We start from the raw sequence: 16,122 nt of genomic DNA on the forward strand, positions 1-16,122 counted from the left end.
TAATGTAATAATGTCAGGTTTAAAAGTCAAGTATGCAAATATTTAGGGCCAGAGTAAAAACGGCTATTTTTATTCTGGCCCTAAATATTTATTGCTCTGGAATAGTAAAGTAAAAACTTGCGCCTTTGCCAACCTCAGAGTCGGCCCAGACCCTCCCTCCATGCTTTTCGACAATCCGCTTAACCGTTGATAAACCGACGCCGGTGCCATCGAAGTCACTTTTGTTATGCAATCGCTGGAAGGTCGAGAAGAGCTTACCCGCATGTGACATATCAAAACCTGCACCATTGTCCTTAACCTTAAACACGCGCTCTGTTCTTCCGAGTTCGTCATCAACCAAAGCAGAGCTAAATGCTATTTCTGCAGATTCTGTCTTGCTACTGTACTTCCAGGCATTGTTTATCAGGTTTTCAACGACTGAATGCATCATTCTGGCATCACCATTGATATTCATATCTGGCTGAATATAAATATCTACGACACGCAGGGGATAGGTATCGCGCAGATTGGCCACTACTGTGTCAGCAATTTGGCTTAAGTTTAGGTCTGTTCTTTTTACTTCTTTTCGCTGCATTCGTGACAGGTCCAGCAAACCGTTAATCAAGTCTTCCATCGACTTGGCACCGGCAACGACTTTCGCCAATATCCGTTGCGCTTCTTCATCAAGCTGCGAGGCGTAATCATCAAGTAAGATATCACTAAAGCCTTTGATCATGCGTAAGGGTGATTTTAGATCATGCGATACAGTATAACTAAATGATTCCAGTTCTTTATTTGCTGAGGCTAATTCAACATTAGCCTGGTCTAGATCACGCGTTCGCTGGGCTACTTTCTCCTCCAAACCTGCATTCAGGCCCGTCACTTCATCAAACAAACGTGCATTTTCAAGCGATATAGCAGCCTGAGTCAGTAAGACTTTTATCACACTCATGCGCTGCTCGGTAAAGACCCCTGTGCTCAAGCTATTCTCTAAGTACAGAGCGCCTATTTGAGATTTTCGGTAAACAATTGGCAAACATAATACCGACTTTGACCTTGCTTTCGATATATAAGCATCCTCTTTAAACTCGCCGTCAGCGCAAGCATTTTCTAGCCAGATTGTTTCACCTAAACGAAGTGTTAAATTGATTATGTCCTGAGGAACATTCACGGACTTTTCCAGAGGTATATGCATTAAATAGGAAGCCTGATCGTTTGGTAAATCGACTTGAGCTTCTACCTTTGGCCCCTTCAGGCTCTGTACAACCAAGACCCCAATATGTGCACCTGCATTTTCAAGAATTACTTTCATCATGCTTTCAATGAGGTTGTGTAAATCCAACTCCCCCGACAGGGTCTGCATTGACTTTATGATTGACTGAAAATCCAAAGCCTCTCCCGACCTGACTGAACTGGTCGCGGATAAGCCAGTTGAAAACTGCTGAGTCAGCGTAACATTTGACGAATTACTAAATGTGGCTGGCACTGTTTTATCACGTTTCTCACTTATAGCCAGCTCAGGATAACATGCTAATAGCCTATCAATTTTGGCTTTATTCCCCCAACTCTTGTACCAGCTATGTGCCCGTTTAATTGGAACATCGGCAAGGGATTCAAAACCAATATCTATTAAGTAGCGTCCAAAGAATTCGTTTGATAAACCGGCATATTGTCTAAAGCCGTTTTCCTCGGCTTCCTTTATGGCCTGTTTATAACGCTTTGCCGTTTGTTCAAAAGGCGCGCCATCTAAGGCAAGCTGCTCTGCTTCTACCAAAGCAATTTTATGCTCATGATTAAGAGAATATAAATCGGCTCGAAGCTGAAGAATGTGCTTGAGCTCGTTTGATACTTTCTCCAATTTTTTGAATGCTTGATGACTAGCGCCTACAAAGCCCTCTCTCTGAGCACGAATAAAGGCAAGATTACTAAGGCAATATAGGTCAACCATCATAAAATGGCTTTTGAAAAGCCCGTAACTTGCAACCGCGTCAAACAAATGCGCAACCAGTGTTTCGCAATCCGCTTCGTCCCAGAAGAAGTATTCAAAACGGCAATACATGAGAAAGGCTTTGAAAGAACTACCATTGATAATTGCTAACGAGGTCGCCTCGAAGTTTTCGTCGCCAAGCAAGTATTCGTGCTTAAGATAAGATTGCCAAGAGTTTTCAAGTATCGGCAGAAAAGGAACACGCAAAGACTTTTTCTCGACAAAGGCCTTCGCCTCCTCATACTCTGTTAGTAACTCTTCAATGGGAAAGCCCGCAACCGCTTTGATCGTTGATTTCGCAGATAAGCACACCCCTGCTCTAGCAAGCTCTCCTGTCTCAATCCCGGCTTCGAAGCCTCTCTCGTAAGCGTAATATGACTCTGTGACGTGTCCTTTTAGATGTGCAAGTGACACTCCAATTCCATTCCATGCAGAAGCGGAGTCCCTACAGTTCGGATTACTTTCCAGCCACTGCTTAGCTTTTTCACCAGCTTCATAGGCTGCCCCATACTCATCTCTTAACGCCAATAGCATGCCATAGGTAGTTAAGGTCACCAGTGTTGCATCAGTTCGACCATGCAGTGTTGCAGATATCAAACTAGCCTGAATACAAACAGAAGCGAATTCTATGCGTTGCATCAAAAAGCCAGCTAAACCGAAATTAACCAAAACATAATTAGTTAAGTGATGCGACCGATCTTTACATTCTGGCCAGTTTTCAAAATCCTTAATCGGACGCTTAGCCAGCGCATCCCTTAGTTGCGATGCTTGCTCTAACATGATGGCTTTGAGAGAACTTAGGTCATCAGGAATATCAATACCCAATATTGACAAAGCCTGCCGCCCCATTTCTAGCCCAAGTGCGTAGTCTGAGCGGCCTATGGCTTGCACAAGCAGGTAGGCAAGCAACTCCACCTTGTCTAAAGGATCAATAGCATTATCGACCAGCTGGGAGTAAAGTTGCTTAGATGCTTCAAGGTCTCCGTTTAAGTATGCAGCTTCCGCTTTGATTTTATAGAGCTTGAAGCACTTATCATAACTCTCAGCCCATGCATTATCGCCCAATAAAATTAATGCCAAGCTTGAGTATTGATCAGCAGCAAGCCACACACTTGATAGCTTGGCTTTCTCAGCAGGCAAAACATTAAGCTCGATCAGGTTTTCAATTTCCAACTGATCGGAAATAAGCGAGATGCCATGATTAAGCTGCTCCACAAGCTCAAACACCCGTTCTTCTTTTTCGTCATCACTATAAGTCTTATATAGACGCCAGCCTATACTCAGGTGAGTATCGACCCTCTCTTCCTCACCCAAAGACTCATACGCTGCTTGCAACATCCGATCATGAAGGAATTTACACGATGGGATAAAACTATGAATTGCGGTTTCATGGCTCCGCAATGAATAATACTGGCTAAGTAATTTTTGGGGTACCAATACACTTTCGCCGTACTCCCCTTGCAGTGTTTGCTGAAAGCCGCCGATTACAGCTAAAAACCAATCGCCCCCCTCCTGAACAAGCAAGCCTTCTTTTAATGCCAGCCACAAAGATTCAGCAACTTCCTCCATGGGTAAGTCACTGGCAACAGCCAATGTTTCCAAATCAAATCTGGTACCCACACATGCAGCTTTTTGGAGGAGCTTTTGGGTTTTAATCGGTAGCTCAGACATGCGTTCAAGCATGAGCTCGACAACATTATCAGTTATCGACTCTAATTTTATAGTCTCCAAATCCCAAGTCCAATAGTGCTCTGAAATATCAAACGTTACGAGACCTTTCCTATCAAGCGCTTTAAGGAACTCTATCGAGAAAAAAGGGTTGCCTCCTGTTTTTGAAACAACAAGATCTGCCAGCTCTTGAACATCGGCTTGGGTACGCTGAAAAGTATCCATAATTAGCAAACGTAACTGGCCTTTTTTCAGCGGTTTTAGTTTTATATGTTGCGCCTCAAACTTTCGAGCGGCAACTTTGTTTAACATGCTTTGAGCCGGGTGCTGGCTATCAACTTCATTATCTCGATAAGCAAGTAATATAAGAAGGCGACAACCAGGTTCACTGAGCAACTCCGGTATCAGATGCAAAGTTCCGCGGTCTGCCCATTGAATGTCATCAATAAAGATAACCCAGGGCTTATCTTCTGTAATGGTTTTAATGAAAGCCTGAAAAACTAGCACGAAACGAGCAAGCGTCTCTTGTGCACCAAGAAGCAAAGGTGCCTCGTGTTTGCCGAAAAGCAGTTCCAATTCCGGAAGGAATTCAATTAACACTCTGACGTTATTACCCAAAGCTTCACCTAAGCGTTTACGCAGTGAAAGCAGCTGATCTTCAGGTAACCTTAGTTCTTGTTTTAGCCAGTTTGTCAGAGCTGCCTTAATCGCAGAGTATGGTGTATTTTGTTGGAATTGATCGAACTTACCGCTTATAAAGACGCCATTGCTCGCTGCGATGGGTTTGTACACTTCGTGAATCAATGCTGACTTGCCGATCCCTGAGTAACCGCAAACTGTCAGTAATTGGGGCCGACCTTGTTTCGCTTTATCAAAGCTTTCAAGCAAAAGGCCAAGCTCTTCATTTCGGCCACATAAGGTCTGAGGTATGCAAAAGCGACTAGATACATCGTTAGTCGCCAGCAAAAAATCATTTACCGTGCCATCTTTAACAATTGAACGCTGACAATGCAGCAAATCATGCTTTAGACCGAATGCGCTCTGGTATCTATCTTCAGCATTTTTCATCATCATTTTATCAATAATTGATGAAATAGCTGCTGGTAAAGCTGGCCTTTTAGTCGAAGCGCTCTGCTGTTGAGTCGCCATGTGGGCATACACTATACCCAGAGCATCATCAGCTTCGAATGGTAAGTCTCCCGTCAGAAGTTTATAGAAAGTTACGCCCAGAGTGTAAATATCACTTCGGTAGTCTATAGCACGGTTCATTCGCCCTGTTTGCTCGGGAGAAATATAACTTAAAATACCTTCAAGCTTATCAGGCTCGATAATGGCTGGCTGTTCGCGCGTTAATAATGAGGCCAGACCGAAATCGATAATTTGTACTCTTCCGGTATCCGGATTCAGAACGATATTTCCGGGATGCAAGTCTTTATGAATTACTTGAGCATGGTGAATCGCATCCAAGGCATCAGCGAGTTGAATAGCAATATCAAGGAATAGAGGAACAGGCAATTGATGGGAGTCTTGACTTTCAGCATAACGTTTTAAGTCCATGCCCGAATATCTTCCATCACCATACAAGGCGATAAAGAATCATCGATCAATTCCATTGCTTTAACGATGTTCGGGTGGTCAAACATCTGAAGAACTTCGTAGCTGAAAGCCATACGGGCACGCTGACTTTCTATATCGCAATTCTCACCGCAGGCACGGAGAATGACGCCCTCGCCTGTGGCTGCATTTTGGGCGCGAAATACCCTTGTTCCAACGCTTGAGAAAAGCGTTTCACTAATCGCATAATTAGGTATTTGGAACATACAACCTCATCGCCTGCTATCTTACTTATTCTTTTAAGTATAGCAGTCAAATCAGAGTAACCAGCATTATGGATGCCATGCAATAAGCACTGGCCAAATGACGCTCAACAGTTACTTAATCTGAAAGCTTATCGGTATTTCGATATAGCTGGCGACGTTCTTACCGTTGACTTGTGCAGGCTTAAACGTCCAGGAATCTTGCACAGTTTCCCAAGCGGTATAATCCAACACACCATAGTGGCTGCTTTGAATAATTAGTAAGCTCTCGACACCACCGTTGGGGTCGACATTCACTCCAATCACAACAGTACCCTGCCAGCCCCGTTTTGCAGCAATGGGAGGATATTTGGGTTCCGGGTTATCAGCACTTCCTAAAACATAGGAAGGTTTAGGTATTAACTCTAGCGCCTCAGGTTCCGTTTCCTGTACTTCTACAGGCTTTTCATCAGGTGGCTCATCGGCTTTCGTTTCGCTTGGTGGCTGATTGGGCTCAATAGAATTATTTTGCTCAATTTTTTGCTCGCTATAAAGGGCTCTAGTAGTCTCGACGGAACTCAGTACAACATCACGTATACTCGGTTTAACGATATCCTGTGATTTTGATTTCGGTACTTCGTCGGACCTGTCACTTTTCTCTCTCTTAGTCTTTTTTTGTTCAGACTCAAGTATGCTTTCCTTACTATTTTGCTTGTGTGTTTTTGGTTTTTCTGGGAGTTCCGGCCTCTTTTGTTCCACTTCACGAGGCATTTGAGCAGATACGTTTTCAACAATCTCCTTATCAGCGGGGTCCCCCTCCTCTTGCGAGGGTCTTAAGGAAACATTAACCGAAGTTTTTCCAATCGGCGCAAAGATTTCGTTCTGTCCTTCCCAAAGACTCAGCGCAATATGTGCCAAAAATGACAGTATAATCGCACCGGCTAAGGCTTTTCTTGGCCGAGAACTTGAACCACTAGCAATGGGTGAATCTATTGACAAGAACTTGTTTTCCATGGGTTGGGACTAAAGAAACGGAAACTGTGTGGAATAATACATTGAAATATAAACTTTTCTCTAAAGTTATCTATACTTTTAACCTGTAAAGAGATTGAAGACCACTTATTTACCAGCAGAAGTAGCGAGAAGAGAAGTTAAACATGGCAAACATATTAGTTGTTGATGACTCTGCATCAATGAGACAAATGATCAAATTCACCCTCGAGATCGCCTGACACAAAGTGACCGAAGCAACTGACGGTTTACAGGGTTTGCACCAAGCAAAAGATAATGCTTACGAGTTAATCATATCGGATGTAAATATGCCCAATATGAGTGGCATTGAGATGACAGCTGAGGTGCGTGCGCTTGGCTCGCATAAGTCTACACCCATTCTGTTACTCACAACCGAGTCAGGTCTTGATAAGAAAACCGAAGGCAAAAAAGCGGGAGCAACCGGCTGGCTAGTTAAGCCATTCGACCCGGAGCAGCTTACCAAAATAGTTAATAAGGTACTCTAGTCTATCGGGTACTCGTTAGCGGTTTGATGCTTCACAAATGAGCGTTTGTTTTTTAAGCACGCTCATTCTTTTTATCTCTACCTCTCTCTTAGTAGCCTCTGAGCGACTCTCAAAATCTTGAGAATAAACGATCTCTCTAGGTTCATGACCACGGAAAAACTTGGCGCCCTTCCCCGCCTTTTTCTCAAACATTTCGCAATGTTCTTTAAATCGCCGATCAATATCCGTGCTGATGCCGGTATATAGTTTTCCACAGGATGTTCGGATCATGTAGACCTGCCAAGACATCAATAAGCCTCTAAATTCATTATTCAGTTAAATATACACTAATTAACCACGGCGATGCGTAGCCGGAGTCATTCAGCTTATATCTTACACCACAACGACGCTCTGTTCTTGAGTGTACCCAAAGCAAGCACTATAATGCAGCCTCTGCAAACAATTGGATAACTCAATGTCGGATCAGCCTTCGCAAAACTCAGCAAATGACACCCAAGAAACAAGCCAGCTCGATGAAACGAAAAGGGCTGAATTCAACCGATTGTTTTGGCATAGCCGCCGAGGAATGCTCGAACTTGATGTGCTGTTAGTGCCATTCTTGAAAGAGGCCTACTCTACTCTTCCTGAAGATGACCAAGCCCGTTTTAGAAACTTATTAGATTGTGAAGACCCCGATCTTTTTGCTTGGTTTATGCGTAACGGAGCACCAGAAGACCCGGATCACGCTCGCATAGTTAAGATTATTCTTGACCGTGTTCAGCCAGACTAAAGTTCAGTTTATACCGTCCAAGTTACTTGCGGGAGTAATTTTGCTCCCGTATGCCGCGGCTATTTTTCTTAGCCTTACTCACGAAATTTATCTGCCGCTAAAAGTTTCTATCTGCTTGATATGCACACTAGCTGGTTTTTACCATCTGCTAAGTCGAGCTTTGCTTCGCTCTCGCTTTGCTATCACTTCCTTAGTTGTTTCCAACGAGAACCTTAGTATTTACTTTTCGAACGAAGATGCAATCAACGGACAAATACTTGGAAAAAGTTTTATCTCCAGATATCTTTGCTTACTTACGGTAAAACATGCTCCTCTTATTGATAGTCGCCTAGCCTTTATTAGTGCGTACACAAGTAAATCTCATATATTAGTTACACCTCTAAACCTTGAGTGTCCAGATTCATTTAGACGTTTTCGCGTCTTTAGCAAATTCGGCAATATCAATATAAAGCACCGCGATGCTGTATAATCGCTAAATACTAAAAAACTAATTACAACTGACAGTTACCACATTATGACTCACATGTTTATCAATCTACCCAGTCGTTTTATCAGCATCACTGGTGAAGACTCAGAAAAGTTTCTTCAAGGTCAATGCTCTACTGATATCAACTCCCTAGATTCGAACCATTTCTCTTATGGCACCCTGAACACACCCAAGGGACGTATATATGGCTTGTTTAAAGTTGTACGGATTTCAAATGGTTTATTGCTGTCCGTAGATGAAAGCTGCTTTGAACATATCCTCAAGACCTTAAGCAAATACGCAGTTTTCTTTAAGTGCGAACTCAAAGAAGCTAACTTTCACTCTTATGGTTGTAGCACGCCATCATTAGCAGTTATATGTGAGCGCTACCCTGAATTGGCCGCATTAAAAGCCCCCGAAGACAATTCAAACAAAGCAGGTGATGACAACACCCTGTTAATAAGACTACCCGGTAAGCAAGGCCTTTTGGAGTTCTGGTCCCAACAAGTACCCGATGACAGCTGTTCAGATACTGAGGCCCTTGAAAACTGGCTGGCGAAAGAAACTAAAGCAGGTATTCCACAAGTATTTTCTGCCACACAAGAACAGTTCATTCTTCAGGAGCTGAATCTACATGAATTGGGTGCAGTCAGCTTTAAAAAAGGATGTTATACCGGACAGGAAATCATCGCCCGTATGAAGTTCTTAGGTAAGCTTAAAAAGCGCATGTGTTTACTTGAAGGAAATGGCACTGCCGCCGATCAACTCGAGCCAGGTGCCGATGTGTTTATTAAAACTATCGAAGGTTTGCCCAAGAAAGTCGGTAAGCTCGTCCGAGCCCATACATTGACAGATACGATTATTACTGCTTTAGCTGTGCTAAACAAGGAACAAGTCGATACAGGTGAGACAACGTATATCGGCTCCGACCTGGATACTGGGTTTATTGTGTCTGACCTTAGTTATTCTTAAGAAAACTATAACGAACTCAGGTTTTTTACTTCGTTCCGATAATTTCTAGAACAAAAGCGTTTTGCTCTGCTATAACTAATGAGTAGATGAAAAACATCTTGAATCGAGGTATTCATGTCAGAAATTGGTCAGAAGATAAAACAAGATATATTGGAAGCAATTGAGAACGACACTATTGTCTTACCAACGCTTCCTGAAATTGCTTTAGATGTTAAGAGAATCAGCGAAGACGAAGATTCGGGGTTATTCGACCTGATCGACGTTATTAACAAAGATACTGCCTTATCAGCACGCCTACTCAAGGTTAGCAACAGCCCTTTGTTTCGCGGTGCAAATGAAATCACTACGCTAAACATGGCAGTAAACCGCTTAGGCATGCAATATACGAGTAATCTTGCAACAGGCCTCGCAATGGAGCAGATGTTCCAAGCAACTTCAGAGATGATCGACAAGCGTATGCGCGAGACTTGGGAGCGCAGTACCGAAGTAGCGGGTATATGTAGTGTGCTCGCACGGCAGCACCCTCATCTGGCTGCAGGCCAAGCGACGTTGGCCGGACTCGTTTATTCCATCGGTTCTTTGCCGGTCCTTAAGTACGTTGAAGATAACGACGTTCAAATAAATAGCGTAATGCTCGACAACCTTTTGGATGAACTTCAGCCCATCGTGGGTCAGAAGATATTAGAGAAATGGGACTTTCCATCCGAGCTCAAACCTGTACCCAAAGAGTGTGTTAATTTCACTCGAGAAGTTGAAAAAGCGGATTACGCCGATTTGGTCATGGTTGCCATGCTACACAGCTATGCTGGCTCAGAACACCACTATGTAGAGATGGACTGGTCGCACATTACAGCGTTTGAACGTATTGGCGTTGACCCAACTATGGACCCGAATGCAGATGAAGACCTAAGTGCTGAAATGGAAGCAGCAATGGCGTTGCTAAATGCCTAATAGAATAAGCAGGCCTAAGACATAAAAAAAGCCGATCACTTGATCGGCTTTTTATTAGATAAATACTTAATTTTTAAACAACAGACGCCCAGTTTATTGGCTGTTTACCATTATCTATCAAGTATTGATTTGTCCTTGAGAAATGGCGACAGCCAAAAAAACCACGATAGGCAGAAAGCGGCGAAGGGTGCGGTCCTTCCAATACAAAGTGCTTCTGACGATCAATCAGCTTACCTTTCTTTTGGGCATAACTCCCCCAAAGCAGGAAAACAACACCAGACCGTTGCTGATTCAGCACCTCAATAACCCTGTCAGTAAACGTTTCCCAACCTTTTCCTTGGTGGGCACCAGCTCGAGCCTGCTCAACCGTCAACACCGCATTCAGCAATAGCACACCTTGATCGGCCCAAGAAATTAGATTTCCTGAACTTGGAATCGGCATGCCTGTATCCGTGTTGAGTTCTTGATATATATTACGTAATGAAGGCGGTATTGCTACACCCGGCTGAACCGAGAAACACAAACCATGCGCCTGCCCAGGCCCGTGATACGGGTCCTGCCCGATAATAACAACCTTTACCTCTTCAAAAGCGGTATGATTCAGCGCATTGAAGATTTCGGAGCCTTGCGGATAAATAATTTTACCCGCAGCCTTTTCGCTGCTTAGAAATCCACGTAAAGACTGCATGTAAGGCAGGGTAAGCTGGTCGCCGACAACTTGCTGCCAGGACTCACTCAGTCTACCTTCTTTTTCTGAACCTTCAGCCATCATATGAAACCCAAACAATAAGCCCCTTATTAAGATACTGGCTTCATGTGCGGGAACAAAATAACGTCTTTAATGGTTGGGCTGTCGGTAAATAGCATCACTAGCCTATCAATACCGATACCCTCACCTGCAGTAGGTGGCATACCGTATTCAAGAGCCTGGATGTAATCTGAGTCGTAATGCATCGCTTCATCATCACCAGCATCTTTTTCTTCAACCTGCTTGCGGAAGCGGTCAGCCTGGTCTTCAGCGTCATTAAGCTCCGAAAAGCCATTTGCCAATTCACGGCCGCCAACAAAGAACTCAAAACGGTCAGTGATAAATGGGTTGTCATCATTTCGACGCGCTAATGGAGAAACTTCCCATGGGTAGGCAGTAATAAAAGTAGGCTGATCGAGCTTTTCTTCAGCAGTCTCTTCAAAGATTTCGCATAACCACTTACCTGCACCCCAGGCAGATTGCTTAGCATCTTCTCTAATACCGACCTGGCGTCCATAGGCAATCATTTGCTCCAAGTTATTTCCGGCGTCGTTGATGATAGACGGCTCAAAGTCTGGATTGTACTTAAGCACAGCTTCGGCCATTGTCATGCGCTCGAAGGGTTTGGCAAAGTCATAGACCGTCTCGGCAATCACTTCGCCATCTGCATCTTTCTTAGTTGATTTAATGTCAGTTGTACCCAGTACATCCAAGGCGATAGTACGCAGCATGTCTTCAGTAGTATCCATTAAGTCATGATAAGTTGCGTAAGCCTGGTAGAATTCGATCATTGTGAATTCAGGATTATGACGGGTCGAAAGACCTTCATTTCTGAAGTTACGGTTAATTTCAAACACTCGCTCAAAACCACCCACAACCAAGCGCTTCAAGTACAATTCTGGCGCGATACGCAAGTACATACCGATATCCAGTGCATTGTGATGCGTTTCAAAAGGCTTAGCCGTTGCGCCACCAGGAATGGTTTGCAGCATCGGTGTTTCAACTTCCATAAAGTCACGATCACTTAGGTATTTACGAATCCCCTCAATAATCTTGGAGCGAACCATAAACAAATCGCGAGTTTCCTGGTTGATGATCAAGTCAACATAGCGCTGACGATACTTAGTTTCCTGATCCGCCAAGCCGTGAAACTTATCCGGTAAAGGGCGTAGTGCCTTAGTCAGGATAACCACATCTTCTGCACGTTCTATATTAACAAATAACTCGCCCTTACCCGACTTATGCAGGGCACCCCGTACACCAACAATATCACCTAAATCAAAACGGGTTTTGTAGCCAATTTCTTTTTGAATATCTTTTGGTACGTAATACTGCATACCACCCGATACATCAGAAATCTTAGTAAATGGCCCCCGCTGAAACATGATTCGACCCGCAACAGATACTTGGTTATCCTGTTCTTCTAGCTCTGGCTTAGAGAACTCACCGAACTTTTCTAACAGATCTCCTGCTAAATCTTTTCGCTCGAAGTCATTACGGTGACCATTTGCTGAACAACCATCACGCAGTTCCTTGAGTTTGTTCTTACGCTCAGTGATCAACTTATTTTGGTCTTCAGTGTTCGTAGTATTCTGTTCGTTCGACATATTTTCTTCCAATTACTTATCCATTGCTGCCACCAAAGACGATAGCAGCAAACTAAAAATTAAAGGCCTTGCTTAAGACTGGCTTCGATAAACTGATCCAGGTCGCCATCTAAGACATTATTGCAGTTACTGGTCTCAACATTGGTTCGCAGATCTTTGATCCGCGAAGAGTCCAGTACATAGGAGCGGATTTGACTTCCCCAACCAATATCTGACTTAGTATCTTCCAATGCTTGTGCCGCTTCGCTACGCTTCATCATCTCTAGCTCATATAACTTTGCTCGAAGCTGCTGCATAGCCTTATCTTTGTTTTGATGCTGTGAACGTTGGTTCTGGCATTGGACCACAATACCGCTTGGCTCATGAGTAATACGTATTGCTGAATCGGTTGTATTAACGTGCTGGCCGCCCGCACCACTAGAGCGATACGTATCAATACGCAGGTCTGCCGGGTTAATTTCAATATCGACGTTATCATCAATTTCCGGTGATACAAACACCGATGCAAAAGAAGTATGGCGACGGCTGCCTGAATCAAAAGGAGATTTTCTTACCAAGCGATGGACACCTGTCTCTGTACGTAACCAACCAAATGCATATTCACCGGTAAATTGGATTGTCGCACTTTTGATGCCGGCAACTTCACCGTCGGAGAGTTCAATGATTTCAGTCTTGAAACCTTTCTTCTCCCCCCACCGTAAGAACATACGCAATAACATGCTGGCCCAATCTTGAGCCTCGGTACCACCTGAGCCAGACTGAATATCGAGATATGCGTTGTTTTCATCCATCTCGCCAGAAAACATTCTTCGAAACTCTAGCGTTTCAAGCTTTTCACTTAGCGTGCCAAGCTCATCTTCAACAGCAGAAACCGTTTCTTCATCTTGCTCTTCCACAGCCATATCCAGCAGCTCCTGAGCGTCCACCAGACCAACGTCGAGATTTTCTATGGTTGCTACAACAGCTTCTAGATTAGAGCGTTCTTTGCCAAGCGCTTGCGCGTTGTCCGGATCATCCCAGACACTAGGCAATTCTAATTCACGTTCAACTTCTACAAGTCGCTCTTTTTTTACATCAAAGTCAAAGATACCCCCTAAGCGTTTGCACACGCTCAGACATATCTTTTATTTGCTGCACTAGCGGGTTTACTTCCAACATCTATTGACTCACATTCCTTAAAACTGAAAAAAGCGAAATAACACACTTAATAAAGCGCGCCATTCTACCGCTAAGCTAAAACCGCTCCAACCAATTTTTCATTTCTTTCGCAGTTTCCGGCCAGCTTGGCTCTAATAAAATCTCATGCAACGCCTTTGGAACGATTTTTCTTTGCTTATTAGTCATCTCTAAACGATCAAATAAGTGTTCACTCACCCAGGGCTCAACGAGTTCATCGCCTTCTCCGTGCCATATAGCGATGGGCGTTTTGATTTGCGAAGCCTGCTTGCGTAGCTTAGTAACTGCCGATAAATACTCTGTAAACCAACGTGCACTAACCTTACCGTGATTAAATGGGTCTGTGGCATAAGCGGCAACAACCTCGGGATCAGAACACACCACACTTGCTTCTATGGGATGAGCAAGACTGAGTCTAGGTAGAAAGAAACTCATTGTATTGCCAATAACACGCGTAAACCACGGGACAGCAATTGAAACATCAGCCGCTGGCCCACTTAAGGCTACACCACTGAATCGGCCAGGATACTCTAACAAGTGGTGCAAACTAATCATTCCACCCATCGAATGACCAAGTAAATATTGCTTTTCTTCCATGACTGTAGAACGCAGTGTTTCCAAGTCTTGCGCGTAGTCACTCCAACGCCTTACATGCCCGCGCTTACCTTCAGACTGACCATGCCCTCGATGATCTAGCGCATAGACTGCGTATCCCTGGGAAACAAACCACTCAGCAATGCACTGATAACGCCCCGCATGTTCACTCCAGCCATGCGAAATAACAATCGCAGCTTTAGCATTTTGATTAGGCCAGTAGTAGAAGTTCAGCAGTAAACCATCATCCGTTTCTACCTTTGATTGAGTCGGTGCAAGCCTTGCTACACTCATTCGCTTTGTTTCCTTTATTAGTCTATATACTGAAAATAAGTTTTATTGAATTTTGGAGCAAGTACAGTAAATTATGGTGCCTACTATTTAGCGCCTAAGTGTATCGTTTTTATGGCCGATAGTTTACCCTATTGGCGACCTCATTTCTGACGATTTTTAGCTATGCGCATTTCACTCTCTCATCATGCAAAACAACTCGCTAAGCCCAATACTGCTTGCAGCAACCGGTGCCTCTCCAAGCTCTGCGTATTGAGAGCTGATTCGAATAGTAAGCTAAGTCAGTAACCAAGTATATTGTAATGACTGAATGCCACTCAAAGGGAATATTCAAATGAAATATAACAACATTCTTGAAACCATCGGCAACACGCCGCACGTACGAATCAACAAGCTTTTCCGAGACGATATCGAAGTATGGATGAAGGTCGAACGCTTTAATCCCGGCGGCAGCATTAAAGACCGTATTGGCCTCGCTATGATCGAGGCCGCCGAGAAGTCAGACCAGATCAACAAAGATACCGTTATTGTTGAACCGACATCAGGAAACACCGGCATCGGTCTGGCTCAAGCAGCTGCGGTAAAAGGCTATAAGCTGATTCTAGTTATGCCGGAGTCAATGTCTATAGAACGTCGAAAGTACATGACAGCTCTGGGTGCCGAGCTCGTACTAACACCAAAAGAAAAAGGCATGGGCGGTGCAATTGAAACAGCTGCCGAACTAGTTACAAAAGGCAGTAATCACTGGATGCCACAACAATTTACCAATGCTGAAAATGTTGCGATCCATCGCCGTACTACTGCGCAAGAGATTATTTCCGATTTCCCCGATGGTCTTGATTATCTGATTACCGGTGTTGGCACTGGCGGTCATATCACTGGCTGTACAGAGGAACTTCGTAAAGCCTTCCCTTCTATACAATCCTACGCAGTTGAACCCGAAAAGTCCGCAGTGATCAGTGGTTGCGAAAAAGGACTGCATCGCCTTCAAGGTATCGGCGCTGGCTTTATTCCTGACATCATGAACACTGAGATACTGACAGGAACAATTCAAGTATCTGAAAAAGACTCTTTCGACATGGCACGTGAGTGTGCAAAGCAGGAAGGGATTTTTGTAGGTATTTCTTCTGGCGCTACCTTAGCCGCAGTTAAAAAGAAGGAAGCTGAATTTACTCCTGGCAGCCGCATCGTGATTTTCAGTTATGATACTGGCGAACGCTATTTATCGATCGAAGATCTGTTCTAGACCTTGAACCATGAGCGGGGCTTACGCCCCGCTTTGAAATATCCTGGAAATCAAAGCCTATCTTAGTTATTTGGCTTAAACCCGACAGACTTAAGCGGGGACGAGAAGAACTCATCAGCACTCAAGGGCTTGTCAAATAGATATCCCTGCCCAATCTCACAACCCAACTCTTGCAAGAAAGCCATCTGCTCAACTGTTTCCACACCTTCAGCCACCACCTTCAAGTTCAAAGTATGTGCCATAGCAACAATTGCCGCCGTGATCTGCTTGTCATCATTATCGTTGGGTAAGTCCATAATAAATGCACGGTCGACCTTGAGTTTATCCAGAGGGAGCTGCTTAAGATAGTTAAGAG

Annotated in this window: 14 protein-coding genes; 5 read left to right on the plus strand and 9 right to left on the minus strand. The window is 44.0% G+C overall.

Annotated features, from left to right (window positions below):
* Nucleotides 1–88: 88 nt before the first annotated feature.
* From A3735_RS12345 to A3735_RS12355, 3 genes are all read right to left on the minus strand, one after another.
* Complete coding sequence (locus A3735_RS12345; protein ID WP_068515695.1) at nucleotides 89–5,191, minus strand: AAA family ATPase; 5,103 nt, start codon at nucleotides 5,189–5,191, stop codon at nucleotides 89–91.
* Nucleotides 5,182–5,454 carry a hypothetical protein gene (locus A3735_RS12350; RefSeq protein ID WP_068515697.1) on the minus strand — a complete coding sequence of 91 codons (273 nt, stop codon included), beginning with the start codon at nucleotides 5,452–5,454 and terminating at the stop codon, nucleotides 5,182–5,184. The genes A3735_RS12345 and A3735_RS12350 overlap by 10 nt, the downstream gene beginning before the upstream one ends.
* A gap of 111 nt (nucleotides 5,455–5,565) precedes the next feature.
* Nucleotides 5,566–6,429, minus strand: coding sequence for an energy transducer TonB (locus A3735_RS12355; protein ID WP_197470039.1), 864 nt, complete (start codon nucleotides 6,427–6,429; stop codon nucleotides 5,566–5,568).
* Between the two features lie 239 nt (nucleotides 6,430–6,668).
* Here A3735_RS12355 and A3735_RS12360 point away from each other — a divergent pair, with 239 nt between their 5' ends.
* A complete protein-coding gene (locus A3735_RS12360) occupies nucleotides 6,669–6,947 on the plus strand; it encodes a response regulator (RefSeq protein ID WP_068760303.1) in 279 nt (92 codons plus the stop codon).
* Between the two features lie 15 nt (nucleotides 6,948–6,962).
* Here A3735_RS12360 and A3735_RS12365 read toward each other — a convergent pair whose 3' ends face one another.
* Nucleotides 6,963–7,235, minus strand: coding sequence for a GIY-YIG nuclease family protein (locus A3735_RS12365; RefSeq protein WP_068515703.1), 273 nt, complete (start codon nucleotides 7,233–7,235; stop codon nucleotides 6,963–6,965).
* 166 nt (nucleotides 7,236–7,401) lie between these two features.
* Between A3735_RS12365 and A3735_RS28910 the strand changes: the two genes are divergently transcribed.
* From A3735_RS28910 to A3735_RS12380, 3 genes are all read left to right on the plus strand, one after another.
* A complete protein-coding gene (locus A3735_RS28910) occupies nucleotides 7,402–7,716 on the plus strand; it encodes a succinate dehydrogenase assembly factor 2 (RefSeq protein ID WP_082865225.1) in 315 nt (104 codons plus the stop codon).
* A 514-nt stretch (nucleotides 7,717–8,230) separates the two neighbouring features.
* Nucleotides 8,231–9,154 (plus strand): folate-binding protein YgfZ, encoded by a 924-nt coding sequence (locus tag A3735_RS12375; RefSeq protein WP_068553559.1) that lies wholly within the window; start codon nucleotides 8,231–8,233, stop codon nucleotides 9,152–9,154.
* Between the two features lie 114 nt (nucleotides 9,155–9,268).
* Complete coding sequence (locus A3735_RS12380) at nucleotides 9,269–10,105, plus strand: HDOD domain-containing protein (RefSeq protein ID WP_068515707.1); 837 nt, start codon at nucleotides 9,269–9,271, stop codon at nucleotides 10,103–10,105.
* Nucleotides 10,106–10,178: 73 nt separating this feature from the next.
* On the opposite strand, the gene ung is transcribed toward A3735_RS12380, so the two are convergent.
* From ung to A3735_RS12400, 4 genes are all read right to left on the minus strand, one after another.
* A complete protein-coding gene (gene ung, locus A3735_RS12385) occupies nucleotides 10,179–10,874 on the minus strand; it encodes a uracil-DNA glycosylase (protein ID WP_068515738.1) in 696 nt (231 codons plus the stop codon).
* Between the two features lie 29 nt (nucleotides 10,875–10,903).
* The gene (gene lysS / locus A3735_RS12390; protein ID WP_068515735.1) at nucleotides 10,904–12,460 is read right to left on the minus strand and encodes a lysine--tRNA ligase; all 1,557 of its coding nucleotides are present in this window, start codon (nucleotides 12,458–12,460) and stop codon (nucleotides 10,904–10,906) included.
* 59 nt (nucleotides 12,461–12,519) lie between these two features.
* A protein-coding gene (gene prfB / locus A3735_RS12395) for a peptide chain release factor 2 (RefSeq protein WP_156490432.1) occupies nucleotides 12,520–13,618 on the minus strand; the annotation gives its coding sequence in 2 pieces (ribosomal slippage) (nucleotides 12,520–13,542 and nucleotides 13,544–13,618; 1,098 coding nt in all).
* Between the two features lie 75 nt (nucleotides 13,619–13,693).
* The gene (locus A3735_RS12400) at nucleotides 13,694–14,524 is read right to left on the minus strand and encodes an alpha/beta hydrolase (RefSeq protein WP_068515713.1); all 831 of its coding nucleotides are present in this window, start codon (nucleotides 14,522–14,524) and stop codon (nucleotides 13,694–13,696) included.
* Between the two features lie 331 nt (nucleotides 14,525–14,855).
* On the opposite strand from A3735_RS12400, the gene cysK reads away from it, so the two are divergent.
* Nucleotides 14,856–15,767, plus strand: coding sequence for a cysteine synthase A (gene cysK / locus A3735_RS12405; RefSeq protein WP_068512617.1), 912 nt, complete (start codon nucleotides 14,856–14,858; stop codon nucleotides 15,765–15,767).
* A 62-nt stretch (nucleotides 15,768–15,829) separates the two neighbouring features.
* Here the strand turns inward: cysK and A3735_RS12410 are convergent.
* Nucleotides 15,830–16,122: EAL domain-containing protein (locus A3735_RS12410; RefSeq protein ID WP_156499640.1), on the minus strand; the 293-nt coding region annotated here is incomplete at its 5' end.

It is taken from the genome of Oleiphilus sp. HI0061, from assembly GCF_001635675.1.

What these genes read in the sequence shown, in the direction of transcription:
- A3735_RS12345 (WP_068515695.1), bottom strand. Translation starts at nt 5,191, where the DNA reads ATGGACTTAAAACGTTATGCTGAAAGTCAAGACTCCCATCAATTGCCT.
- A3735_RS12350 (WP_068515697.1), bottom strand. Translation starts at nt 5,454, where the DNA reads ATGTTCCAAATACCTAATTATGCGATTAGTGAAACGCTTTTCTCAAGC.
- A3735_RS12365 (WP_068515703.1), bottom strand. Translation starts at nt 7,235, where the DNA reads ATGTCTTGGCAGGTCTACATGATCCGAACATCCTGTGGAAAACTATAT.
- A3735_RS28910 (WP_082865225.1), top strand. Translation starts at nt 7,402, where the DNA reads ATGTCGGATCAGCCTTCGCAAAACTCAGCAAATGACACCCAAGAAACA.
- A3735_RS12375 (WP_068553559.1), top strand. Translation starts at nt 8,231, where the DNA reads ATGACTCACATGTTTATCAATCTACCCAGTCGTTTTATCAGCATCACT.
- A3735_RS12380 (WP_068515707.1), top strand. Translation starts at nt 9,269, where the DNA reads ATGTCAGAAATTGGTCAGAAGATAAAACAAGATATATTGGAAGCAATT.
- ung (WP_068515738.1), bottom strand. Translation starts at nt 10,874, where the DNA reads ATGGCTGAAGGTTCAGAAAAAGAAGGTAGACTGAGTGAGTCCTGGCAG.
- lysS (WP_068515735.1), bottom strand. Translation starts at nt 12,460, where the DNA reads ATGTCGAACGAACAGAATACTACGAACACTGAAGACCAAAATAAGTTG.
- A3735_RS12400 (WP_068515713.1), bottom strand. Translation starts at nt 14,524, where the DNA reads ATGAGTGTAGCAAGGCTTGCACCGACTCAATCAAAGGTAGAAACGGAT.
- cysK (WP_068512617.1), top strand. Translation starts at nt 14,856, where the DNA reads ATGAAATATAACAACATTCTTGAAACCATCGGCAACACGCCGCACGTA.